The sequence below is a fragment of the Clostridium sp. J1101437_171009_A5 genome, assembly GCF_015547905.1.
Lineage (GTDB): Bacteria > Bacillota > Clostridia > Oscillospirales > Oscillospiraceae > Pseudoflavonifractor_A > Pseudoflavonifractor_A gallinarum.
The window spans coordinates 73,669-97,575 of the sequence record NZ_JADMVY010000003.1 but is presented as its reverse complement, the minus strand read 5'-3'; the positions used below and the strand labels follow the sequence as shown (position 1 = coordinate 97,575).

At 62.7% G+C, this 23,907-nt stretch carries 24 protein-coding genes and 1 pseudogene; 13 read left to right on the top strand and 12 right to left on the bottom strand.

Annotated features, from left to right (window positions below; genetic code table 11):
• Window positions 1-36: 36 nt before the first annotated feature.
• Complete coding sequence (spoIIID, locus tag I2C21_RS05895) at window positions 37-294, top strand: sporulation transcriptional regulator SpoIIID (RefSeq protein WP_195278781.1); 258 nt, start codon at window positions 37-39, stop codon at window positions 292-294.
• Between the two features lie 64 nt (window positions 295-358).
• Here spoIIID and I2C21_RS05890 read toward each other — a convergent pair whose 3' ends face one another.
• The 6 genes from I2C21_RS05890 to rpmH all read right to left on the bottom strand — a co-directional run bounded on the left by I2C21_RS05890 (window position 359) and on the right by rpmH (window position 4,074).
• Window positions 359-700: a hypothetical protein gene (locus I2C21_RS05890; RefSeq protein WP_101692559.1), complete on the bottom strand. Its 342-nt coding sequence runs from the start codon at window positions 698-700 to the stop codon at window positions 359-361.
• A 252-nt stretch (window positions 701-952) separates the two neighbouring features.
• Window positions 953-1,726 (bottom strand): RNA-binding cell elongation regulator Jag/EloR, encoded by a 774-nt coding sequence (jag, locus tag I2C21_RS05885; RefSeq protein WP_195278780.1) that lies wholly within the window; start codon window positions 1,724-1,726, stop codon window positions 953-955.
• A 3-nt stretch (window positions 1,727-1,729) separates the two neighbouring features.
• Window positions 1,730-3,163 (bottom strand): YidC/Oxa1 family membrane protein insertase, encoded by a 1,434-nt coding sequence (locus I2C21_RS05880; protein WP_195278779.1) that lies wholly within the window; start codon window positions 3,161-3,163, stop codon window positions 1,730-1,732.
• A gap of 69 nt (window positions 3,164-3,232) precedes the next feature.
• The gene (gene yidD, locus I2C21_RS05875; protein WP_101692562.1) at window positions 3,233-3,451 is read right to left on the bottom strand and encodes a membrane protein insertion efficiency factor YidD; all 219 of its coding nucleotides are present in this window, start codon (window positions 3,449-3,451) and stop codon (window positions 3,233-3,235) included.
• The gene (rnpA, locus tag I2C21_RS05870) at window positions 3,448-3,795 is read right to left on the bottom strand and encodes a ribonuclease P protein component (RefSeq protein ID WP_101692563.1); all 348 of its coding nucleotides are present in this window, start codon (window positions 3,793-3,795) and stop codon (window positions 3,448-3,450) included. The genes yidD and rnpA overlap by 4 nt, the downstream gene beginning before the upstream one ends.
• Before the next feature lie 144 nt (window positions 3,796-3,939).
• Complete coding sequence (gene rpmH, locus I2C21_RS05865) at window positions 3,940-4,074, bottom strand: 50S ribosomal protein L34 (protein ID WP_087261554.1); 135 nt, start codon at window positions 4,072-4,074, stop codon at window positions 3,940-3,942.
• A 394-nt stretch (window positions 4,075-4,468) separates the two neighbouring features.
• Here rpmH and dnaA point away from each other — a divergent pair, with 394 nt between their 5' ends.
• The 10 genes from dnaA (at window position 4,469) to rnhA (ending at window position 14,767) form a co-directional block, all read left to right on the top strand.
• Window positions 4,469-5,797, top strand: a complete 1,329-nt coding sequence (dnaA, locus tag I2C21_RS05860; RefSeq protein WP_101692564.1) for a chromosomal replication initiator protein DnaA — start codon at window positions 4,469-4,471, stop codon at window positions 5,795-5,797.
• 321 nt (window positions 5,798-6,118) lie between these two features.
• Window positions 6,119-7,231 carry a DNA polymerase III subunit beta gene (gene dnaN / locus I2C21_RS05855; protein WP_186963199.1) on the top strand — a complete coding sequence of 371 codons (1,113 nt, stop codon included), beginning with the start codon at window positions 6,119-6,121 and terminating at the stop codon, window positions 7,229-7,231.
• A gap of 58 nt (window positions 7,232-7,289) precedes the next feature.
• Window positions 7,290-7,502: an RNA-binding S4 domain-containing protein gene (locus I2C21_RS05850; protein WP_101692566.1), complete on the top strand. Its 213-nt coding sequence runs from the start codon at window positions 7,290-7,292 to the stop codon at window positions 7,500-7,502.
• The gene (gene recF, locus I2C21_RS05845; protein ID WP_101692567.1) at window positions 7,499-8,605 is read left to right on the top strand and encodes a DNA replication/repair protein RecF; all 1,107 of its coding nucleotides are present in this window, start codon (window positions 7,499-7,501) and stop codon (window positions 8,603-8,605) included. The genes I2C21_RS05850 and recF overlap by 4 nt, the downstream gene beginning before the upstream one ends.
• Window positions 8,606-8,631: 26 nt before the next feature.
• Complete coding sequence (locus tag I2C21_RS05840) at window positions 8,632-8,955, top strand: Tat pathway signal protein (protein ID WP_195278778.1); 324 nt, start codon at window positions 8,632-8,634, stop codon at window positions 8,953-8,955.
• A 4-nt stretch (window positions 8,956-8,959) separates the two neighbouring features.
• On the top strand, window positions 8,960-9,226 hold the full coding sequence (gene remB / locus I2C21_RS05835) for an extracellular matrix regulator RemB (protein ID WP_101692569.1): 267 nt from the start codon (window positions 8,960-8,962) through the stop codon (window positions 9,224-9,226).
• 123 nt (window positions 9,227-9,349) lie between these two features.
• Window positions 9,350-11,293: a DNA topoisomerase (ATP-hydrolyzing) subunit B gene (gene gyrB / locus I2C21_RS05830; RefSeq protein WP_101692570.1), complete on the top strand. Its 1,944-nt coding sequence runs from the start codon at window positions 9,350-9,352 to the stop codon at window positions 11,291-11,293.
• A gap of 67 nt (window positions 11,294-11,360) precedes the next feature.
• The gene (gyrA, locus tag I2C21_RS05825; protein ID WP_286167221.1) at window positions 11,361-13,913 is read left to right on the top strand and encodes a DNA gyrase subunit A; all 2,553 of its coding nucleotides are present in this window, start codon (window positions 11,361-11,363) and stop codon (window positions 13,911-13,913) included.
• A gap of 6 nt (window positions 13,914-13,919) precedes the next feature.
• Window positions 13,920-14,318, top strand: a complete 399-nt coding sequence (locus tag I2C21_RS05820) for an SHOCT domain-containing protein (protein WP_193535687.1) — start codon at window positions 13,920-13,922, stop codon at window positions 14,316-14,318.
• A gap of 11 nt (window positions 14,319-14,329) precedes the next feature.
• The gene (rnhA, locus tag I2C21_RS05815) at window positions 14,330-14,767 is read left to right on the top strand and encodes a ribonuclease HI (RefSeq protein ID WP_101692572.1); all 438 of its coding nucleotides are present in this window, start codon (window positions 14,330-14,332) and stop codon (window positions 14,765-14,767) included.
• A 140-nt stretch (window positions 14,768-14,907) separates the two neighbouring features.
• Here the strand turns inward: rnhA and I2C21_RS05810 are convergent, their stop codons facing one another.
• The 6 genes and pseudogenes from I2C21_RS05810 to pta form a co-directional block, all read right to left on the bottom strand.
• Window positions 14,908-15,465, bottom strand: a complete 558-nt coding sequence (locus I2C21_RS05810; protein ID WP_101692573.1) for a sugar O-acetyltransferase — start codon at window positions 15,463-15,465, stop codon at window positions 14,908-14,910.
• Between the two features lie 603 nt (window positions 15,466-16,068).
• Window positions 16,069-16,830, bottom strand: a pseudogene (locus I2C21_RS17900) (PSP1 domain-containing protein); the annotation flags it as partial.
• Between the two features lie 15 nt (window positions 16,831-16,845).
• Window positions 16,846-17,853 (bottom strand): DNA polymerase III subunit, encoded by a 1,008-nt coding sequence (locus tag I2C21_RS05800; protein WP_186963202.1) that lies wholly within the window; start codon window positions 17,851-17,853, stop codon window positions 16,846-16,848.
• A 2-nt stretch (window positions 17,854-17,855) separates the two neighbouring features.
• Complete coding sequence (locus I2C21_RS05795; RefSeq protein ID WP_101692575.1) at window positions 17,856-18,179, bottom strand: cyclic-di-AMP receptor; 324 nt, start codon at window positions 18,177-18,179, stop codon at window positions 17,856-17,858.
• Window positions 18,180-18,229: 50 nt separating this feature from the next.
• Window positions 18,230-19,558, bottom strand: a complete 1,329-nt coding sequence (locus I2C21_RS05790; protein WP_195278776.1) for an aminotransferase class I/II-fold pyridoxal phosphate-dependent enzyme — start codon at window positions 19,556-19,558, stop codon at window positions 18,230-18,232.
• Between the two features lie 180 nt (window positions 19,559-19,738).
• Window positions 19,739-20,716 (bottom strand): phosphate acetyltransferase, encoded by a 978-nt coding sequence (gene pta / locus I2C21_RS05785; protein ID WP_186963204.1) that lies wholly within the window; start codon window positions 20,714-20,716, stop codon window positions 19,739-19,741.
• A gap of 249 nt (window positions 20,717-20,965) precedes the next feature.
• Here pta and I2C21_RS05780 point away from each other — a divergent pair, with 249 nt between their 5' ends.
• Both I2C21_RS05780 and lepA read left to right on the top strand, forming a co-directional pair.
• Window positions 20,966-21,667, top strand: a complete 702-nt coding sequence (locus tag I2C21_RS05780; protein ID WP_101692578.1) for a helix-turn-helix domain-containing protein — start codon at window positions 20,966-20,968, stop codon at window positions 21,665-21,667.
• A gap of 147 nt (window positions 21,668-21,814) precedes the next feature.
• Window positions 21,815-23,623, top strand: coding sequence for a translation elongation factor 4 (gene lepA, locus I2C21_RS05775; RefSeq protein ID WP_195278775.1), 1,809 nt, complete (start codon window positions 21,815-21,817; stop codon window positions 23,621-23,623).
• Window positions 23,624-23,907 lie beyond the last annotated feature (284 nt).

Sequence of the window (23,907 nt, the reverse complement as noted above, 5' to 3'; positions counted from 1 at the left end):
GCTGTGCATCTGCAAGCGCAGAGGAGTTGTTGCTATGTGAAGGGAAACATGGAAGAGCGGGCCGTACAGCTGGCCTTGTACATCATCGAGCATAGGGCCACTGTCCGTGCCGCCGCCCAGAAGTTTGGCATCAGCAAATCCACGGTACACAAGGACCTGAGCGAACGTCTGCCCGGGTTTAACCGGCCGCTCTACCACCAAGTCAAGCGCGTGCTGGACGAGAACAAGGCCCAGCGGCACATCCGGGGAGGGATCGCCACCCGGGAGAAGTACCGCCACGCCCACCAAGTATGAACACCAGAAAGAACGCCGCCGGCATCTGCCGGCGGCGTTCTCTTGTTCCGTATGGTCTTCTCTTTTACAGGCAGCACAGCAGCACGCCCACCGTCAGACACAGGATGGCCCCGGTGGCGCACAGATCCAGCACCAGGCCTACCCGCTCACTCCACGGGCGGCTGCGGGCCGGTATTTCCTCCCGCATGGGGGTGGGCAGGGAAGGGGCCTCCTCGGGCTCTGAGGCGCACTCCAGCTGGCGGCGGTAGGCCGCCAGGTCCACCACCTTCCCGGCAGGAGACGGGGCGCAGGAGGGGGTGCGGGACCGCCGGGTAAAACATACCCGATCCCCGCCGCTGGCCTGCTCCTCTACCCCGCGAAAGACCGTCACATAGCGGGCATCCATACTCAGATAGGTTGTCTCCATACCGATCCCTCCTGCGTGGCCCTTGCGCGCTGCCCCGGTCCTCCGTCTGTCCCGGGCGGGGGCCTTTTCCTTTTGGACGCGGCAGCGGGGCACTTTGTTCCCCTTTGGCAAAAAGAACTTTTGTTCGACAAGATTATACAACATACGTTCGATTCTTGCAAGAGGGATTTTCCAGGTATTGTCCACTTTTTTCTGCTTACCTGTGGAAAAGGCGGGACCCGAAACGGGTCCCGCCTCTTGCTGCAAATTTACTTACCGGTGCTCGCCCCGGCTGTAAGCCACCACGGTACGGCGGTTGGGCTCAGTGCCCACCGAGTAGGTGGTGATGTCGGGGTAGTCCTGAAGCGCAGTGTGGATCACATGGCGCTCATAGGCGTTCATGGGCTCCAGCGTGACGTTGCGGCGGTACTTGACCACCTTACCGGCCACCTTGTTGGCCAGACGCTCCAGAGATTCCTCCCGCTTGGCCCGATAGTGCTCGGCATCCAGATGGATGCGCACCCGCTTGTTCAGGCCGCGGTTGACGGCATAGACAGTGAGCTGCTGGATGGCGTCCAGGGTCTCACCCCGGCGGCCGATGAGGGCCCCCAGGTTGTGGCCCACCAGCTCCACCTGGTAGTTGCCGCGCTCGTCCAGCTCGATGCGGGGCGTGGCCTCCGCACCCATATGGGCCAGCAGGCCGGTGAGGAAGCTGTGGATCCGCTCGGCCGCCTCGTCGCCGCTCAGGTCGGCAGCAGGCTCCGCCGCGGGGACAGGCTCAGTCACAGACTCAGGCTGTACCGGGGCAGCGGCCGGGATCACCTCTTCCACGGGAGGAGCGGAAACCACGGGGGCCTCCTCTACCTCGTCCGGGGCCTCATAGGTCACTTTCACCTTGGCAGGGCAGCTGCCGATACCCAGAAAACCGGACTTGGCCCGCTCCAGGACCTCCACCGAGACATCGTCCCGGTCCAGGCCCAGCTTGGCCAGGGCCGCCTCTACGGCGGCCTCCTCCGTCTTGCCGGTGCTCTCAATCCATTTCAGCACGGCTTATCCCTCCTTGCTGTCGTCTTCCGGGGAAGTCTCCTCCTCGGACTCCGGGGCATAGGGCGCCTCGGCCACATCGTCTGCGGACTCATTTTCCACCGCGGGAGTCTCCGGTGTGGAAATCTTGGGCTCCTCCACAGGCGTCACAGGTTTCTCTTCTTCCACCACGGGAGTCTGTACCGGCTCCTCGGCCTTCTTTTTGCGGCCGAAGAGGGACTTCTTCTCCTCCTGGGTGTCCTGGGCCTGCTTGGCGTTGTCCCAGTCCCGGTCGGGATCGTGGTAGGGGGTGGGGCCGTCGGGGCTGAAGCGGTTGGGGTCATAGGCCCGGCCACGGGCATAGGAGCGCAGTCCGATGCCGCTGACCGAGATGACGGCGGTATCCTTGTTGTCCTTTTCCATGGACTCCAGGATTTCCTTCTTCTTCTTGCCCTTGGCGTGCTTGGCCTCCTCGATGCGGCGGGCCCGCTCCTCCGCGGCCAGGCGCTTGCGCTCCTTTTCCTCTTCCTTCTCCAGGCGCTCCCGCTCGGCTGCCTTGGCGGCGGCCTCCTCATAGTCCTTCTTAAGCATCTTGCCGCAGATGAACTCCTGCACCATGGAGAGCAGGTTCTGGATGATCCAGTAGAGACACAGGGCCGCGGGCATGGAGAAGCCGATCCACAGGGAGATCAGAGGCATGGTGATGAGCATGGTCTTCATGGTGGGGTTGTTCTGGGCGTCGGCCGACTGCTTGTTCACCGCGTTGGTCTTCTGGGAGATCAGGGAGAAGATGAAGCCAGACACCGCGGAGATCACGGGCAGCAGGAACAGGGCAAAGCCCCCGCTGATGGTCCAGAACTTGAGCTGGGGCACCAGAGCCAGGTTGAAGATGCCCAGGAAGTCAAAGTTGATGGGGAAGATATTGGCGCCCTCCCCGGCCACGGCCTGGACCGCCGCCATGTTTTCCGGGGTAATGAGGGAGGACAGGTACAGCTGATGATAGCCGCCGTTGTTGAAGGCCTCGCCGGCGGTCTTGATCCAGTTCTGGTCAAAGGCCACCTGGCCCCAGTTGAGCACATCGGCGATGGCGCTCAGGTTGTTCACATCCACGTTCATCAGGTAAACCAGAGGCTCGCGGATGATGGAGTAGAGGGGCAGCAGGATGAACAGGGGGATAAAGGACCACAGGCAGCCGCCCATGGGGTTGACCTTTTCCCGCTCATAGAGCTTTTGTACCTCTGCGTTGTAGCGTTCCCGGTCCTTGCCGTACTGCTTTTGCAGCTTCTGCATCTGACCGGAGAGCATGTTCATCTGGATCATGCTCTTCTTGCCCTTGAGCTGGAAGGGGAAGAGGATGATCTTCACCACCAGCGCAAAGAGGATGAGGGCAAGGCCGTAGCTGCCCGTCATCTGATAAAACGTGTTAAGCACCCATACAAAGGGGGAGAGGAGAATTTTCATGTGTCAGCCTCCAAAGTGATAGTCACGCGCGGGATGGGGGCGCTGGGATACATTTGGAAGACAAACGGCTCAGGGAACGGGGTCATACTGGATGCTCTTCTGCCGGTGAAAGGGATGACATTTCAAAATCCGGCGCAGGGCAAGCCAGCCCCCCCTGCACGCGCCGTACTTCTCCACCGCCTCCAGGGCATAGGCCGAGCAGGTGGGGATGAACCGGCAGCAGGGGGGACGCAGCGGGGAAATGTTGGCGCGGTAAAAGCGGATCAGGGCCAAAAGGAGACCCTTCATACGCTCTCCCTCCGGACCAGTCCCAGCTTGTCCATGGTCTTGAGAAGCTGCCGCTCGATCTCCCGATAACGGGCGAAGGAGGCACGCACCCGCGCCACCACCACGATGTCATAGCCCACCTGGAACTGCCCCTCATGGAGCCGGTAGGCCTCCCGAATGCGGCGGCGGGTCCGGTTGCGGACCACCGCCTTGCCCACCTTGGTCCCCACGGTCAGGCCCAGCCGGTTCTTCCCCAGCTTGTTCCGGCGGCAGTATACCGCCACACAGGGCGAGACCGCCGACTTTCCCTTGCTGTAGAGCCGGCGGAATTCGTGGTTCAATTTGAGCGAGACGGTATCTTTCACGGCGCTTCCCCTTTTTTCTTTCCCGGGGAAGGGAGGACCAGCCTCTTTTCCCCATGATGCTACGCAGGGGCGGTGGGATGAAACTCCCCCGCCCCTTGTTATGACGCTATGCCGTTTGTTTCCCGGAGCGCGAGCTGTTCCAGCTTAGTGGGACAGACGGGCGCGGCCCTTGGCGCGGCGACGAGCCAGCACCTTGCGGCCATTCGCGGTGGCCATGCGCTTACGGAAGCCGTGCACTTTGGAGCGCTGGCGCTTCTTGGGCTGATAGGTACGAACCATTTCCGGTACACCTCCTGTACTTATTCTGGCAGGTTTTCCACCTGCCCGCCACAACGGCCGGATTCCGGCCGCGGTCGTCAAAAGGAAAAATGCTTTACACCAGATAAGGACATGGTGCAATCTGTATTATAGCGTATGAAGAAATACCCTGTCAACACCATTTTTCTGTCTTTTTGGGCTTCATTTTTTCCACTTTTCCACATCCACGCTATATCTTGTACCCGCCGAGGCAGTTTTCCACAACCCTATTTACTATTTTAAAGGTATATGTGGAAAACTCGTTGCCTTGCTGCGGTTTGTCTGGTATAATAAAATGTCAACATATAGAATTGGGGAAATGGACCCTTCCGGCCTCCGGGCCCTCCCATTTCTCCCCCAAGGGGTGGTCTTACTCATGAATTCTCCAGCGGACGTCTGGGCTAAAATACTCTCCCTCATGGAGGCGGACATGACCGCCACCACCATCAACACCTGGTTCGACGACGCCAAGGCCGTCTCCCTGGACGCCAACCGCTTCGTCCTCCACACACCCTCCAATTTCAAGCGGGACATCATCCTCTCCCGCTATCTTCCCTCCATCAAAAAGGCCCTCCACGAGCTCTTTTCCTCCGAATTTGACGTGGTGGTCCTGGGCGAGGGGGAGCTGCAGGAGTTCACCGAGACCGCCAAGCCGGTGGACGACGGCTCCTTCATGCCCGGCACCGAGGACTATACCTTTGAGCGCTTTGTCGTGGGCTCTTCCAATAAATTTGCCCACGCCGCCGCCCTGGCCGTGGCCGAAAACCCCGCCCACAGCTATAACCCCCTCTTCATCTACGGGGAATCCGGCCTGGGCAAGACCCACCTGCTCTACGCCATCGCCCACCGGATCCACCAGAACCACCCGGACTTCCGGGTCATCTACCTGAAGGGGGACACCTTCACCAACGAGCTGGTCCAGGCCATCCGGGAGGGCCGCAACGAGGAATTCCGGGAAAAATACCGCTCTGCCGACGTCTTCCTCATGGACGACGTGCAGTTCATCGCCGGACGGGAGTCTACCCAGGAGGAGATGTTCCACACCTTCAACACCCTCTATGAGGCCGGACGCCAGATCGTCTTTACCGCAGACCGTCCCCCCAAGGAGATGCTGCGCCTGGACGACCGGCTGCGCACCCGGTTCGAGTGGGGCCTGCCCGTGGACATCCAGCCCCCCGACTACGAGACCCGGGTGGCCATCATCAAAAACAAGGCCATCCGCCGGGGCATGAACCTGCCCGAGCCCGTCCTCCAGTATATCGCGGACAACATCACCTCCAATGTACGCCAGATCGAGGGCACCGTCAACAAGATCCTGGCCTTCCAGGAGCTGATGGGGGAGAGCGTGGACGTGGACACCGTCATCCGCGCCGTCCGGGACATGTGCAAGGACAAGGCCGATTTTCTCCCCTCTCCCGATGTCATCATCGAAGAGGTGTGCAAGTTCTATAACATCGAAAACGACGCCCTCCGGGGACAGGGCCGCACCAAGGACACCGCGCTCGCCCGGCAGATCGCCATGTACCAGATCCGCCGCATGACCAATCTCTCTCTCAAGGAGATCGGTAAGGAATTTGAGGGCCGGGACCACACCACCGTCATGCACTCCATCGACCGGGTGGAAAAACTCATGAAGACCAACCCCGAAGTGGCCGAGATCATCAAAGATCTCAACTCCAATATCAACGCCCGCTACGACAATTAAAGCCCCCTTTTCCACCCCGCAGACCCACTGTGTGGAGGGAGCGGCGGCCCGCCGCCGCAGCGATTTTCCACTTTTCCACATCTCCACCGCAAATTGTGGGCTTGTGGACAATTCCCTGTGCAAAACCTGCAGCCGCCCAAAAGGGGTGTGGAAAGCCCCCTTTTTTATCCACACCCCCTGTGGACGGGCAAATCTTAGCGCCGCAAGCAAAACATCCACTTTTCCACATAATTTTCCCCTACTGCTATTACTACGAACTTATTACCCTCTCCTTTTCTCCCCATCGGAGGCCAGGAGCACCGAAACGGAGGTCCCATCTCAATGAAATTCTCCTGCGAAAAAGCCCTTCTTCAGGCAGCCATCAGCACAACGTCACGTGCTGTGTCTCCAAAGAGCTCCATTCCAGCTCTAGAAGGTATCCTGTTAGAAGCCGATCAGGAACTCAGACTCACCGGCTACAATCTGGAAACCGGTATCCGCACCACCGTACCCGCCGAAATCCGCGCCAAAGGTACCCTCGTCCTGGGAGCGCGTCTTTTTGGGGAGATCATTCGTAAGCTCCCCGATGACATCGTAGAATTTACTGCCGAACACTACATGGTAAACATCAAATGCGGCATGAGCGAATTCAACATTCTGGGCACCGACCCGGAGGAATTTCCAGAACTTCCCACTGTCGAGTACCAAAACTCCCTGGAAATTGGGCAAAATAAGCTGAAATCCATGATTTCCCAGACCCTCTTTGCCGTCAGCGACAACGAAAGCCGCCCCATCCACACCGGCTCCCTCTTCGAAGTGGGCCAGGACGGCCTCACAATCGTATCGGTAGACGGTTACCGGTTGGCCCTGCGGCACGAGAGCATCGAAAAAAAGGAAGGGGCGGAAGAATTTTCCTTTGTTGTGCCCGGCGCCGCCCTCTCCGAGGTGGAAAAAATCTGCTCCGATGTGGAAGAACCGGCCTCAATCACTCAGGGTGCCCGCCATGTGATGTTCAAAGTGGGGGAGACCATGCTGGTCTCCCGCCGGTTGGAGGGCGAATTCCTGGCCTACCGCCAGGCCATCCCCCGCAACAATTCCATCAAGGTAGAGGGAGACACCCGTGCCCTCCTCTCCTCCATCGACCGTGTCTCCCTCATCATCAGTGATAAACTAAAAAGCCCGCTTCGCTGCGTTTTTGAGCAAAATATGCTGAAAATCAGCACAAAAACGGCCATTGGAGACGCAGCCGACCAGTGCCCCATCGACGGGGACGGCGGCGGTCTGGAGATCGGCTTCAACAACCGCTATCTCATGGACGCCCTGAAGGCGGCCCCCGCCGACCGGGTCCGGCTGGAGCTGACCACCAGCGTGTCCCCCTGCGTGATCCTGCCCGCCGAGGGAGAAGAAAACTTTCTGTATATGGTCCTGCCCGTCCGCCTGAAGGCCGGGGAGTAAGGGAGAGCCGCACGGGGCGCATAATTATGCAGTCCCGTGCAGGAGAAAGGAAGCACACATGCAAGAAAAGGAAGTAGCCATTACCACTGAATTCATCAAACTGGAGGCCTTTCTCAAGTTTGCCGGGGCCGTGTCCACCGGGGGAGAGGCCAAGAACCTGATCCAGGACAGCCTGGTGCGGGTCAACGGCGAGGTCTGCACCATGCGGGGCAAGAAGCTGCGCCCCGGTGACACCGTGGAGCTGCGGAACGACCGGCTGACCGTGCGATGATGGTCCGCACCCTGGAGCTGGAGGGGTTTCGCAATTACCGCTCCTTTTCCGCCGACTTCGCCCCGGGCGTCAACGTGATCTACGGGGAGAACGCCCAGGGCAAGACCAATCTGCTGGAGGCGGTGCGCTACCTCTCCGGGGCGCCCTCGCACCGGGCCAGGAGCGAGGGGGAGCTCATCGGCTTCGACGTTCCCTCCGCCCGCATCTGCGCCCAGCTGGAGAGCCGGGGGCGGGACTTCAAGGTGGAGGTACAGCTGACCCGTGGCCGGCGCCGGCGGATGACCTCCAACGGCGTGCGGCTCAAGACGGCGGGGGAACTGTCCGAGCGGCTGCACACCGTGCTCTTCTGTCCGGAGGACCTGATGCTCATCCGAGCCGGGAGCGCCGAGCGCAGGCGTTTTCTGGACCAGTCCCTCTGTCAGCTGCGCCCCCGGTATGCCGCCGCCCTGGCCGAGTATAACCGTCTCCACGAGCACAAGCGGCGCATCCTCCGGGACTGGGAGGAGAAGCCCTCCCTCCTGGACCTGCTGCCCGAGTTCAATGACCGCATGGCCCGCTGCGGGGCGATCCTGATCCACTACCGGGCCCATTTTATCCGCAAGCTGGCCCAGTTTGCCGCCCCCATCCACGCGGAATTCTCGGGGGAGCGGGAGAAGATGACCCTCTCCTATGAGACGGTCAAGACGGTGGAGGATCCCCTGATCCCCACCCGGGAGATCTATCCCAGACTGCTGGAGCACCAGGAGAGCCACCGCCGGGCCGAGCTGGAGAGCCGTACCTGTCTCTCCGGGCCCCACAAGGACGACCTGCTGGTCTCCATCGACGGGCGCAGCGCCAAGCAGTTTGCCTCCCAGGGGCAGACCCGCACCGCGGCCCTCTCCCTCAAGCTGGCCGAGCGGGAGCTCCACCAGGAGGACATGGGGGAGTGGCCAGTGCTGCTGCTGGACGATGTGCTCTCCGAGCTGGACCAGCGCCGGCGGGACTTCGTGCTCCGGCGCATCCGGGGCGGACAGGTCTTCATCACCTGCTGTGAGGAGGAGGCTCTGGACGGCCTGGGGGAGGGGAGGACCTTCCACATCCGCGCCGGCGCGCTGGCCGACTAGCCCCCGCCGGGAGAGAGGAACGCAATATGATCCTAGTGCTCTTTACGCTGCTGCCCCTGCTGCTGGGGGCGGCGCTGGAATATACCGTCTGCCGCCTCACCATGCGGGAGACAGGACGGGGATGGCGTCTGCTGCGGCTCTTGCGCCTCCTTCCGCCCCTTGGGCTGCTGGGGATCGCCTGGGCCATCGGGGCGGGGCGCTGGCGCCTCTGGCAGAGCCAGCAGGTCTCCCCCCTGACCCAGATCATTCTGTTTCCCGGCGTGCCCGCCCTCTTTGTCCTGCTGGGCATGGCGCTGGGCTGGCGGATCTTCCGCCGCCGCTGGAGTCCCCGAATTGTAGAGGAGGAATAGCGCCGTGTATCTGCATCTGGGCCAGTCCGTGGTGGTCCCCTTCCGGGACGTGGTGGGGATCTTTGATCTGGACAACACCACCGCCTCCCACCGCACCCGCAGTTTCCTCACCCGGGCCGAGAAGGAGGGACGGGTGGTCAACGTGTCCGAGGATCTGCCCAAGTCCTTCGTGCTTTGCGTGGGGCGGGACGGCAGGCGGACCGTCTACATCTCCCAGCTCTCGCCGGCCACACTGCTGCGCCGGGCCGAGAGCAATACCTTTGATACCTGAGGTCCGCTCTGCCCCCAACGGGGCGGCGCGCCCCTTTTATCCGGAAGCGCGATTCCGGGGAGCTCTCCCGGAAGCGCTTCCCGTGTTTTGTTATTTCCCATCCCAAACTGGAGGTTTTACATTATGTCTGAAGAACTGGAACTGAATTCGACCCAGGTGGACCACGAGTACACCGGCTCCGAGATCCAGGTCCTGGAGGGTCTGGAGGCGGTGCGCAAGCGCCCGGGCATGTATATCGGCTCCACCTCCTCCTCCGGCCTGCACCATCTGGTGTACGAGATCGTGGACAACGCCATCGACGAGGCCCTGGCCGGCTACTGTGACGATATCTCGGTCACCATCCAGGAGGGGGACGTGATCCGCGTCACCGACAACGGCCGCGGTATCCCCGTGGATGTCCAGCCCCAGACCGGCAAGCCCGCCCTGGAGGTGGTGTTCACCATCCTGCACGCCGGCGGCAAGTTCGGCGGCGGCGGCTACAAGGTTTCGGGCGGCCTGCACGGCGTGGGTGCCAGCGTGGTCAACGCCCTGTCCGAGTGGCTGGAGGTCCAGGTCCACAAGGACGGCAAGATCTATGAGATGAAGTTCTCCCGGGGCCATGTGACCCAGGACATGACCGTAGTGGGGGAGACCGACCGCCACGGCACAGTGGTCACCTTCAAGCCCGACCCCGAGATGTTCGAGGACACGGTGTACGACTACGATATCCTCCACACCCGCATGCGGGAGGAGGCCTTCCTCAACGCCGGCGTGCGCATCCGCACCGCGGACGAGCGTCCCGGGCAGGAGCAGGAAGACACCATGCACTACGCCGGCGGTATCCGGGAGTTTGTGACCTACATCAACCGGAACAAGACCCCTCTCCACGGCGATGTGATCTACATTGCCGGCCAGAAGGACGACGCCATGGCCGAGGTGGCCTTCCAGTACAACGACGGCTACAACGAGAACATCGTCTCCTTCGCCAACAACGTCCACACCCCCGAGGGCGGCATGCACGAGACCGGCTTCAAGACTGCTCTGACCCGGGTGCTCAACAACTACGGTCTGCAGAAGGGCATCCTGAAAAACGACGACAAGGTCTCCGGCGAGGACTGCCGCGAGGGCATCACCTGCGTCATCTCGGTCAAGCTTACCAACGCCCAGTTTGAGGGCCAGACCAAGGCCAAGCTGGGCAACAGCGAGATCCGTACCCTGGTGGACTCCATCGTCTCGGACCGTCTGGCCGAGTACCTGGAGGAGAACCCCGCCGTGGGCAAGATCATCCTGGAGAAGGCCATGACCGCCAACCGGGCCCGGGAGGCGGCCCGCCGCGCCCGGGAGAACATCCGCCGGAAGAACGCTCTGGACGGGGCCACCCTCCCCGGCAAGCTGGCCGACTGCTATGAGCGGGACGCCTCTCTCACTGAGATCTACATCGTCGAGGGTGACTCGGCCGGCGGCAGCGCCAAGCAGGGCCGGGACTCCCGCTTCCAGGCCATCCTTCCCCTGTGGGGCAAGATGCTCAACGTGGAGAAGGCCCGGGCCGACAAGGTCTACGGAAACGACAAGCTCACCCCCGTCATCACCGCCCTGGGCGCCGGCATCGGGGAGGACTTTGACGCTGAGAAGCTCCGCTACCACAAGGTGGTCATCATGGCCGATGCCGACGTGGACGGCGCCCACATCCGCACGCTGCTGCTGACCTTCTTCTTCCGCTTCATGCGTCCCCTCATCGACAAGGGCTATGTCTATGCCGCTGTGCCCCCCCTGTACAAGCTGGTGCGGGGCAAGACCACCCGCGTGGCCTTCTCCGATGAGGAGCGGGATGCCATCTCCGCCGAGATGCGGGGCGGCAATCCCAACGTGAAGGTGGAGATCAGCCGCTTCAAGGGCCTGGGCGAGATGGACCCCCATGAGCTGTGGGAGACCACCATGAACCCCCAGACCCGTACCCTCAAGCGCATCACTATGGCAGACGCCGTCAAGGCCGACGAGATCTTCACCCTCCTCATGGGCGAGAAGGTGGAGCCCCGCCGGGAGTATATCGAGCGCAATGCCAGCAAGGCCATGAACCTGGACTACTGATGCCAAGCCCGGCGGGGAGTGGAAAGCCCCGCCGGAACCATCTATCTCTTGAACGGAGTTGAGCTTTTTGGCGAGCAATAACGATTATCAGACCAAAGATATCACCTTTCCCGATCAGAAGATCGTGGAGATCAATCTGGAGCATGAGATGCAGGACGCGTACATCGAGTACGCCATGTCGGTCATCGTGGGCCGGGCCCTGCCCGACGTGCGGGACGGCCTCAAGCCCGTCCACCGGCGCATTCTCTACTCTATGTATGAGAGCGGCCTGACCAGCGACAAGGCATTCAAGAAGTCGGCCACCTGCGTGGGCGACGTGCTGGGTAAGTACCACCCCCACGGCGACCAGAGCGTCTATGACGCCTTGGTCCGTCTGGCCCAGGACTTCTCCATGCGCTATCCGCTGGTGGACGGCCACGGAAACTTCGGCTCGGTGGACGGCGATCCCCCGGCCGCCTACCGTTACACCGAGGCCCGCATGGCAAAGATCGCAAACGAGATGCTGCGGGACATCGAGAAGGAGACCGTGGACTGGGACCCCAACTTTGACGAGTCCCTGAAGGAGCCCCGTGTCATCCCCTCCCGCTTCCCCAACCTTCTGGTGAACGGCTCCTCCGGCATCGCCGTGGGCATGACCACCAACATCCCGCCCCACAACCTGCGGGAGGTCATCGACGCCACCATCTGCGTGCTGGACAACCCCGAGGCCGAGCTGGACGACCTCATGGAGCACATCAAGGGCCCCGACTTCCCCACCAAGGGCATCATCATGGGCCGCAGCGGCATCCGGGCGGCCTACGCCACCGGTAAGGGCCACATCCGGGTGCGCGCCCGCACCGAGATGGAGGAGTTCGGCAACAACCGTACCCGCATCATCGTGACCGAGCTGCCCTATCAGGTGAACAAATCCCGCCTGGTGGAGAATATTGCCGACCAGGTCCACGACAAGCGCCTGGAGGGAATCTCCGGCCTGCGGGATGAGTCGGACGGCAAAAAGGGCATGCGCATCGTCATCGAGCTCAAGAAGGATGCCAATCCCCAGGTGGTGCTCAACCGGCTCTTTGCCCAGACCCAGATGCAGACCACCTTTGCCATCGTCATGCTGGCTCTGGTCAACAACCAGAAGCAGCCCAAGATCCTCACCCTGCGCCAGATCCTGGACGAGTACATTTCCTTCCAGGAGGAGGTCATCACCCGGCGCACCATCTTTGACCGCCGCAAGGCGGAGGAGCGGGCTCATCTCCTCAAGGGCCTGCTCATTGCCCAGGACAACATCGACGAGGTCATCCGCATCATCCGGGAGAGCTATGACAACGCCAAAGAGCGCCTGATGGAGCGCTTTGGCCTGGATGAGGTCCAGGCCCAGGCCATCCTGGACATGCAGCTCAAGCGGCTCCAGGGCCTGGAGAAGGAGAAGCTGGAGGCCGAGTACGCCGAGCTCATGAAGAAAATCGCCTACTACAACGACCTGCTCTCCAACGAGCAGATGCTCCGGGGCGTCCTCAAGGAGGAGCTCACTGAGATCCGCAACAAGTACGGCGACGAGCGCAAGACCGAGATCGGCTTCGTGGAGGACGACATCGACATCGAGGACCTGATCGAGGAGGAGGAGTGCGTCTTCACCCTCACCTCCGCCGGTTACATCAAGCGTCTGCCCGCCTCCACCTACCGGGCGCAGCGCCGGGGCGGCAAGGGTATCTCGGCCCAGACCCTCAAGGAGGAGGACATGGTAGAGACCGTGTTCACCGCCTCTACCCACGATTTCATCCTCTTCTTCACCAATAAGGGCCGGGTCCACCGGAAGAAGGGCTATCAGATCCCGGAGGCGGGCCGCACCGCCAAGGGCACCAACATCGTCAATGTCCTGCCCGTGGAGAGCGACGAGAAGGTCACCGCCATGATCCACCTGCGGGAGTTCCCGGAGGACCGCTATCTGGTCATGGTGACCCGCAACGGCACGGTCAAGCGGCTCCAGCTCTCCTCCATCAACACCGCCCGCAAGGCGGGCATCCGCTGCATCACCCTGGACGAGGGGGACGAGCTCATCGCCGTGCGGGAGACCGACGGGGAGCAGGCCGTGCTCATCGTCACCCACGAGGGTATGGCCATCTGCTTCAAGGAGACCGACGTGCGCTGCATGGGCCGGGACGCCTACGGCGTGCGCGGCATCAAGCTGCGGGACGGAGACTATGTGGTGGCGGCCGCCCGGGCCAAGCGGGACCACCAGGTGCTCATGATCACCGAGAACGGCTTCGGCAAGCGCACCGAGATGGACGAGTATATCCGCGCCGACGGACCCCAGAACCGCGGCGGCTACGGCCTGAAGGGCTATCAGGTCACCGATAAGACCGGCCCCATCGCCGCCATGAAGGTGGTCAACGAGAATGACGACATCCTCATCATCTCGGATGACGGCACCATCATCCGTACCCATGCCGTGGGCATCAACGTCTATTCCCGTACCGCCCAGGGCGTGAAGGTCATGAATCTGAGCGAGGGCGTGAAGGTCATCTCCATCGCCCGTACCGAGCGGGAAGAGGAGGAGGAGACCGTCCTCCCGCCTGCCGGTGAGGAGGGCGAGAGCACTCCGGAGGCGGCTCCCCAGGAGACGGAGGAGTAATCGGATATGCGTGAGAAAAAGACCATGAGCCGGGGGGCCAAGCAGGCCCTGGTGGAAGGGCTCATCATGGCGGTGCTGGCCGTACTGGGCGCCATCTACGGCGTGCCTAAGCTGGGGATGTTCGGCGTGGTGTGGGTGGTGGCCGCCGGTGCCATCGCCCTGGTGGACCTCTACCGGGCCCTCATCAAGAGCCGCCGGGTGGGACGGAATGCGCCCACTGCCCCGGCCGCTGCAAAGCCCGCCGCGCCTCAGGCCGCCCCCGTGGAGCCTTCCGCTCCGCCCGCCCCGGAACAGCCGGAGCAGGCGGAGGAGCGCCTGCGCAAGCTCCAGTCCCTCCGGGACGAGGGGCTCATCACCCCGGAGGAGTATGAGCAGAAGCGGCAGGAGGTCCTCCGGGATCTGTAAGAGGAGTTTTCATGAAGCAAGTGACCATCTATACGGACGGGGCCTGTTCCGGGAATCCCGGACCGGGCGGGTGGGGGGCCATCCTCCAGTATGGCCCCCACAGGAAGGAGCTCTCTGGCGGTGAGGCCCAGACCACCAACAACCGCATGGAGCTCACCGGAGTCATCACGGCCCTCCAGGCGCTGAAAGAGCCCTGTGAGGTGGACCTCTATTCCGACTCGAAATATGTCCTGGACGCCCTGGAAAAGGGCTGGGCCAAGGGCTGGCGTGCCCGGGGCTGGGTGAAGTCCGACAAGAAGCCCGCCCTCAATTCCGACCTGTGGGCGGTGCTGCTGGACCTGTGCGACTATCATACGGTCCATCTCCACTGGGTGAAGGGCCACGCTGAGAATCCCTTCAACAACCGCTGCGATGAGCTGGCGGTGGCCGAGAGCCGGAAGTTCCGGTAGGAGGCGCGCCTATTCGACGGGGGCACCGCTTTCTTACGGAAAAGAAAGCGGTGCCCCCGCCGGGAGGGTGCGCTCTCCAAAGTGAAGAAAAAGAGAGAGGATCGTTATAAAAAACGATCCTCTCTCTTTTTCTTGGTATCTTACCCTTCCACCGGTTTGATGGGGCGGCAGGGGTTGCCCACGGCCACCACGCCCTCCGGGATGTCATGGACCACCACGCTTCCAGCGCCGATGACGCTGTTGCTGCCGATGGTGACGCCGGGGAGCACGGTGACTCCTCCGCCGATCCACACGTTATCGCCCACGGTGATGGGCTTGGCCCACTCCAGGCCGGCGTTTCGGGTGGCAGGGTCCATGGGATGTCCGGCGGTATAGAAGCCGCAGTTGGGGGCGATAAACACGTTATCCCCAAAGGTCACCGGGGCGCAGTCCAGAATGACCAGATTGTGGTTGGCATAGAAGTGCTCCCCCAGGGTGATGTGATAGCCGTAGTCACACCAGAAGGAGGGTTCGATGGTAAAGTGTGTGCCGGTGCGGCCCAGAATGGTGCGCAGGAGGGCATTTCTGGCCTGCTGCTGGAGCGGGGGGATCTGGTTTGCCTGGTGGCACAGCTCCTTACAGCGGCTGCGCTGTGCCTCGAGAGCGGGGTCTGTGGCGTCGTAGAGCAGGCCGGAGGCCATTTTTTCCTGTTCCGTCATGGGAGTTCCTCCTTCGTTGAAGTTAAGAGAAACGCTGCGCTCCACCGGGAGGGCGGAGCGCAGCGGGAAGAATCATTCGGCTTTAGGGGCGCCGCCCTCACCCTTGGGGCGGTTTCCACGGGGACGGCGGTACCGGCGGCGGGGCTTCTTGGTGCTCTCCTGTCCCTCGCCGCCCTCCTGGGTGGGTGCGGACTCGGTGTGCTCCTTGGCCTCCTTGGCCGGTGCGGGCCGCTCACTCTTTGGCTTGGGGGGCCGGGCGGGCCGCTCCGTGCGGGGCTTGTCCCCGCGGGACTCCTTGGCAGGCGCCTCCTCGCCCTGGGGCTTGGCCGCCTGTGCGGGCTTTTTGCTCCGGGAGCGGCGGCGGCGGGAACGCTTCTCGCCTTCGGCGCCCTCTTCCGGAGCCGGGGCAGCGGGCTTGGGCTCCTCCGCCAGGGTCAGATTGGCCAGGGCGGCGGAGAGACGGTCCTCCTCACTCTCGGGGGGAGCGGTCACCTTGCGGAGCTTGGCCAACTCCTCGGGGGGCGGGGCCACATAGCCCTCGGGCCGCTTGCCCTTGCCGTTGCGGACCACGCAGATCTCACAGTTGTGATAGCAGCGGGGATTTTCCGGCTCGTCATCCAGGCGGACCTTCACGGTCTCCCGCAGGAGGTTGACCTGCGAGACCGTACCCACGCCGTCGGGGGTCTCCACAAAGGACTCGTTCTTGGGCATGCGCTTGACGGCGTCCTCATAGGCGTCCTGCTCGTACTTCAGGCAGCACATGAGCCGGCCGCAGGTGCCCGAGATCTTGGTGGGATTGAGGGAGAGGCTCTGGGTCTTGGCCATCTTGATGGAGACGGGCTGAAAATCGTCCAGGAAGCCGCAGCAGCAGAAGGGCCGCCCGCAGATGCCCAGACCGCCCAGCATCTTGGCCTCGTCCCGCACGCCGATCTGGCGCAGCTCGATGCGGGTGTGGAACACGCTGGCCAGATCCTTTACCAGGGCCCGGAAGTCCACCCGGCACTCGCTGGTGAAGAAAAAGAGGATCTTGTTGCCGTCAAAGTTGTATTCCACGTCCACCAGCTTCATGTCCAGCCCGTGGTCGGCAATCTTCTCCTGGCAGATGCGGAAGGCCCGCTCCTCCTTTTCATGGTTGCGCCGTACAGTCTCCAGATCCTTGGGGGTGGCGATGCGGACCAGGGGACGCAGAGGCTGCACCACGGCGGAGTCCTCCACCATGGTGTTGGCCTGGACGCACTCGCCGTATTCCACGCCCCGGGAGGTCTCGATGATGACCCCCTGTCCGGCCTGGACCTGGGTGCCCTTTGGATCGAAATAGTATTGTTTGCCCCCGCTCTTAAAGCGGACGCCAATGATTTCCGTCATAGTTTGGAACCTCATCTATCTGGTAATTTGCGCCGTTTGGATGGAGGCCAGGCGGGCGCAGAGCCACCCGGCCAGATGACCTGCGCCGACGTAAAAGCCGCAGGCGGTGCGCAGCTCCTCCAGGACCCGAATGGCCTCCAGCATAGCCCGGGGGGAGAGGGCAGACGCCAGGGAGGCCGCGGCGGCGCGGCGCTGGGGGTCTTCCTCCTGTCCGGCCCCGGCACGCTGGACCAGCGCGTCCCGCAGGAGGAGCACAGTCTCCCCCATGAGGGCGGCCAGATCGTCCCGTTCCCACTTTTCCAGGGAAATGCAAAGCTCGGCCAGGGCCAGCTCGTCCCCGGCGGAGAGACGCTGGGCCAGCAGCAGGGCAGTGTCCCGCAGGCGGGAGTCCACGGCGGCCGTTCCCTCCAGCTCGGCCACAGCCCGTCCCAGCAGGCCCTCACACCGCCGGGCGGCGGCCGAGAGCTCCTCCCGGCTGCGCTGGGGATAGCGTGCATATAAAAAGGCCTCCGCCTCAGGCAGAGAGACGGGGGAGAGGGTCAGGGTCTCACACCGGGAGCGCACGGTGGGGAGCAGAGCGGCCGCGTTTTCGGTGAGCAGCAGAAAAGCCGCGTAGGGCGGTCCCTCCTCCAGCAGCTTGAGCATGGCGTTCTGGGCGCTGGGATTCATGGTGTGGGCGCGCTCCAGCAGATAGACCTTGCGTGCGGCCTCATTGGGCCGGATATAGGCGTCGGCGCGCAGGGCGCGGATCTGGGCCACGTTGATGTCGCCCTCCGCCCCGGCGCGCACAATGTCCGGATGGATGCCGCCCATGGCCTTGCGGCAGCCCGAGCAGTGCAGGCAGGGGGCCTGCTCCGCGGGACCGGAGCACACCAGCGCGGCCGAGAGCAGAGCGGCCAGGGTGCGCTTGCCCGAGCCCGCCGGGCCGCTGAGAATGTAGGCGTGGGAGAGGCCCCGCCGGGCAGTCTGGAGGTCCAGCTGCCGCTTGAGGGGACCGTTGCCCGCCAGCGCGTGGAGATCCATCCTTACACGCGCTCGAACCGCTCGATGTCCACCACGAAGATGGTGGCGCCGCCCACCACGACCTCCACCGGCATGCTGGGATAGTAGCCGTAGCTCATCTCAGAGGTGGTGGGGATCATCTGCTTGCGGCTATGGGACTGCTCCTTGATGATGTCAATGACGGACTGGACCTTCTCCTCGTCCACGCCCACCAGGATGGTCACGTTGCCTGCCATCAGGAAGCCGCCGGTGGTGGCCAGCTTGGTGGAAGAGAACCCGTGCTTGGTCAGAGACTGGGTGACCGCATTGGCGTCGTCATGGTTGATGATTGCAAGGATCAGTTTCATAAGTAATCCCTCCTCGGAATAAAAGACAGGGGGCCCCGGGCCACACACCGTCAGGGGAGAACCACTTCCATGTCTTTCTCCATATTATAACCTATTTGCGATAAATATGCGATAGTTTTTTTCGTTACACGCTCTCCCGGGGCAAGAACGGGGACGCCCGGGGGATAGGGTGCCACCTGGGAGGCGGCGATCTCATCCAGGGCCGCGCCGACCGGAAGGGACCGGGTGGAGGAGAAGCGGGCCTGCCGGGGGGAGAGGGCCTGCTCGGGCGCCGGGGCCGGGGGCAGGGGCGGGAGTTCGGAGAGGGGAGGCTGATGGGCCCACACGGCGGAGAGGGCCTCCTCCAGCCGGGCAAAATCCGCCTCCGTGTCGGCGGCGGTACAGATGAAGACCACATGGCGGGCATCGGCCATCTCGGGGTAGACTCCCAGGTCTTGCAGGGCCTTCTCGGCGGCAAAGCCGTTGGCGCAGCGGAGGACCAGCCGGGTGGGGTCCAAGGGGGCCTGCTCCGGGGTGAGGGCGGGGAAGCGGCGGCGCAGGCGGGCCACCTGCTCGGCGGTGCGCCGGAGAGCGGTGCGGCCCTCCTCCTCCATCCAGGCCCGGGCGGCATCCAGGGCGGCCATCATGGGGTAGGAGGGAGAGGAGCTGCCGTAGAGGGAGGCCGCCCGGCGCAGCTCGTCCAGGGAGAAGCGGGAGGAGAAGAGGAGGGCGGACTGCCCGGGGGCGGGCAGGGTCTTATGGGCCGAGACCACCGCCACGTCGGCCGCGGCCAGGCTCCGGTCCTCCAGAAAGGGCAGATGGGCTCCGTGGGCCCCGTCTACCAGGAGCAGCGCACCGTGGGCATGGCAGACCTGGGCCAGGGCGGGCAGATCGGAGCACACCCCGTAGTAGGTGGGGGAGGTGACGCACACGGCCCGGACAGCGGGGTGGGCCTCCAGGGCCTCCTCCAGGTCTCGGGGGGAGATGGGGCCGGTGACCTCGCCCTCCCGGAGCCAGGGGCGGAAGAGGTAGTGGGGGTGGAGATCCAGCAGGGCCATGGCGTTGAAGGCCGAGCGGTGACAGCCCCGGTCCACCAGGACCTGGTCCCCCGGGCGGCATGCCAGAGTAAAGGCGGAGAGGACGCCCTGGGTGGAGCCGCCGGTGAGGAAGAGACAGTGGGCGCTGCCAAAGGTGCGGGCCCAGAGGGCCTCGGCGGCCTCGATGGGACCGCCGGACTCAAAGAGGTTGCCGGTGGGGGGGAGCTCGGTCACATCCAGAGCCGCGGCGGGGGAGAGCTCCGGCAGGGGGAGAAAGTGGCCCTTGTGGCCGGGCATGTGCATTCGCAGGGGGCGCTGTTCGGCAAAGCGGCGCAGGGCATCGCAGAGGGGCGTCTGGTTCATGGGGGGACCTCCTGTGAGAAAAATGGTATTTGATATGGTTATAGCACAGCCCTTCCCAAAAGAAAAGAAAGTTTTCCACATTTGCATGTGGAAAACTTGGGGGAAAAGTGTAAAACTAATGTTCCATTGAAAAAGACAAAAAGGGAGCACTCCAAACGGAGTGCTCCCAAGGGGTAAAAATTAGTCGGCCAGAGCGGCGGTGATGATGGCCATGGAGTAGACCTCCTGGGCGTTGCAGCCGCGGGAGAGGTCGTTGATGGGGGCGTTCAGGCCCAGCAGGATGGGGCCGTAGGCGTCGAAGCTGCCCAGACGCTGAGCAATCTTGTAGCCGATGTTGCCGGCGTTGATGTCGGGGAAGATGAAGGTGTTGGCGTGACCGGCCACCTTGGAGTCCTTGCACTTGGTGCGGGCCACGTTGGGGGACACGGCGGCATCGAACTGGATCTCGCCTTCCACGGGCAGATCGGGAGCGGCAGCGCGGATCTTGGCGGTGGCGTTGCGGACCTTGTCCACGTCCTCGCCGGCGCCGGAGCCCAGGGTGGAGTAGGACAGCATGGCGACCTGAGGATCCACGCCGAAGATCTTGCCGCACTGAGCGGCCTCCAGGGCGATCTCCACCAGATCATCCTCGGTGGGCTTGATGTTGATGGCGCAGTCGCCCATCACCAGGACCTCGTTGCCGCCGGTAGCGGAGGGACGGACCATGATGAAGCAGGAGGAGACGATCTTGTTGCCCGGCTTGGTCTTGATGAGCTGCAGGGCGGGACGCACGGTGTCGGCGGTGGAGTAGGTGGCGCCGCCCAGCAGAGCGTCGGCCTCGCCCATCTTCACCAGCATGGTGCCGAAGTAGTTGCCCTTCTTCAGGTAGCCGCGGACCTGCTCCTCGGTCATCTTGCCCTTGCGCAGCTCCACCATCTTCTGGACCATCTCCTCCATGCGGGGATAGGTCTCGGGATCCACGATCTCGGCGCCGCGGATGTTGAAGCCGGCCTCCTCGGCGGCGGCGCGGACCTCATCGGGGTTGCCCACCAGCACGGGGGTCAGCCAGGTACCGGCCAGCAGACGGGCGCTGGCCTCCAGGATGCGGGGATCGGTACCCTCGGTAAAGACGATCTTCTTGGGGTTTGCTTTCAGCTTTGCGATTAGCTTGCCAAACATTGTCGTAACGCCTCCATAAAGTTGGTTCATAGGGGTTTAAATATGGTGTTACCTATTATACACCATTTTCAGGAATCTTCACAATGGACAAAAACGAAAAAATCCAAGAAAATACCCCTTTACTTTTTGTATTTACTACGCTATACTATACACGCTGTTTTTTGGATTTCTCCGGTAAAACCTGCTGTGCAGGAGTGGAAGATCCTCTTTTTTGGTTACTTTTTTGCGATTTTGAGAGGGGTATCGACTATGCATTCGGATTTTTCCCGCTGCCTTTCCCTGCTGCGTCAGGAGAAGGGGATCTCCCAGCGCGCCGCGGCCAAGGATCTGGGGATCAGCCAGGCCCTGCTGTCCCACTATGAGAACGGCGTGCGGGAGCCGGGACTTGCCTTTGTGACGCGGGCCTGTGACTACTACAACGTGTCGGCGGATTTTCTGCTGGGCCGCACCCTGACCAAAAACGGTGCCACCATCGTCTCGCCCGACGAGCTGTATGACTATTCTACCGAGAAGGACAATGTGCTCCACGGGAGCATCGTGGCCACCCTGAACAAGAAGCTGCTGGTCAACTCCATCAGCGTCCTCTTTGATCTGCTGGGTAAGACGGGCTGCAAGGGGGCGGTCAAGGCCGCGGCGGAGTATCTCTCCACCGCCATTTATACCCTCTTCCGCCATCTCTACCGGGCCCCCGGCACCCAGAATGAGGACTTTTTTGCCGTGCCTCCGCTGTCCTTTACCGCGGGCGTGGCCCAGAGCGATCTCATCTACGCCCAGTGTGCCTATGTGGAGTCCCTGGAGGAGCACCGCAGGGAGAAGGGCGAGTTCCCCAGCATGAACCACGACGCCCTGATGGAGAACTATCCGGGCACCTACCAGTCTCTGCTCCAGATCATCCACAATACGGGCGGGCGGATTACCGCTTGCGTCCAGGAGCGGAAAACGATAAAATAAGGGTCATAAAATACCGCATCGGCCTCCGGAACGTGTCCGGAAGGCCGGTGTTTTCTCTCCAAAACGGCGGAACATCCGGCCGTGGCGGGATACACGCCGCCGGAGCCCACAGGCACCGCGCGGACATTTAGACGGAGGTTTCTGTATATGCGCGACCAGAGCAAGATCCGCAATTTCAGTATCATCGCCCATATCGACCACGGGAAATCCACCCTCTCCGACCGGCTCATCGAGAAGTGTGACGCCGTCTCCCAGCGGGAGATGGAGAGCCAGCTGCTGGACAACATGGATCTGGAGCGGGAGCGTGGCATCACCATCAAGGCCCGGGCGGTCAAGCTCAATTACAAGGCCCAGGACGGGGAGGAGTATGAGCTCAATCTCATCGATACCCCCGGCCACGTGGACTTCAACTATGAGGTCTCCCGCTCGCTGGCGGCCTGTGAGGGCGCCATCCTGGTGGTGGACGCCGCCCAGGGCATCGAGGCCCAGACCCTGGCCAACACCTATCTGGCCCTGGAGCACGACCTGGAGATCCGCCCGGTGGTGAACAAGATCGATCTGCCCGCCGCCGACCCCCAGAAGGTCAAGCACGAGATCGAGGACGTCATCGGCCTGCCCGCCATGGACGCACCCGAGATCTCGGCCAAGGTGGGACTCAACATCGACGCGGTGCTGGAGGACATCGTCCACAACATCCCCGCCCCCCAGGGCGATCCGGATGCCCCCCTCAAGGCCCTGATCTTTGACAGCCAGTATGACGCCTATCGGGGAGTCATCGTCTATTTCCGGGTCATGGAGGGCACCATCCGCACCGGGATGAAGGTCAAGATGATGGCCTCTGGTGCCTCCTACGAGGTCATCGAGTGCGGCTACCTGCGTCCCCTGGGGCTGGAGCCCACCGACAGCCTGTCGGCCGGCGAAGTGGGCTATTTCACCGCCTCCATCAAGAACGTGAAGGACACCCGGGTGGGCGACACCATCACCGGCGTGGAACATCCCGCCGCCGAGCCCCTGCCCGGATACCGGCCCGCCCAGGCCATGGTGTACTGCGGCGTGTATACCGAGGACGGCTCCAAGTACCCCGATCTGCGGGACGCGCTGGAAAAGCTCCAGCTCAACGACGCATCCCTCTCCTTTGAGCCGGAATCCTCCGCCGCCCTGGGCTTCGGCTTCCGCTGCGGCTTTTTGGGCATGCTCCATATGGAGATCATCCAGGAGCGGCTGGAGCGGGAGTTCGACCTGGATCTGGTGACCACTCTGCCCTCGGTCATCTATGAGATCACCAAGACCGACGGCACCGTGGTACAGGTGGACAATCCCCACAACTACCCGGACCCCGCCCACATTGAGGAGGCGCGGGAGCCCTTTGCCAAGGTTTCCATCATCGCGCCCCCCGACTACGTGGGAAATATCATGCCCATGTGCCAGGAGCGCCGGGCGGAGTTCAAGGACATGCAGTATCTGGACACCAATCTGGTGGAGCTCCACTACTCCATGCCCCTCAATGAGATCATCTATGATTTCTTTGACGCCCTGAAGGCCAACACCAAGGGCTATGCCTCTCTGGACTATGAGGTAGAGGGCTACCGGCCCAGCGAGCTGGTCAAGGTGGATATGCTTCTTAACGGCGAGCAGGTGGACGCCCTCTCCTTCATCGCGCATAAGGAGAAGGCCTACAAGCGGGCCCGCCGCATCTGCGAGAAGCTCAAGGACAACATCCCCCGTCAGCTCTTTGAGGTGCCGGTCCAGGCCGCCATCGGCGGCAAGGTCATCGCCCGTGAGACCGTCCGGGCCATGCGCAAGGACGTGCTGGCCAAGTGCTACGGCGGCGACATCACCCGAAAGAAAAAGCTGCTGGAAAAGCAGAAAGAGGGCAAGAAGAAGATGCGCTCTCTGGGGTCGGTGCAGCTGCCCACCGAGGCCTTTATGGCTGTGCTCAAGCTGGACGAGGAATAAGAAGATTGGGAGCCGCCCTGATGGGCGGCTCTCTTTTTAGTTTCCGGGGCTGGTATAGAGCACGCCTATTTGGAGGGAACCGCCTGCCCGGCGGGGGCACCGCTTTCTTTTCCGTAAGAAAGCGGTGGGAAAGAACGGGCCGGGGGAGGTATCCCCCGGCACCCCCTCCAAGTACGCCCCAACGGGCTGGGCTCAAGTCGCTGCAATTGCAAAAGTGCGGTGGGCCAAAGGCAATGGCGGTTGCCTATGAGGTACTTGGTGAGCCTGGTGGTGTTTTAAGCTGC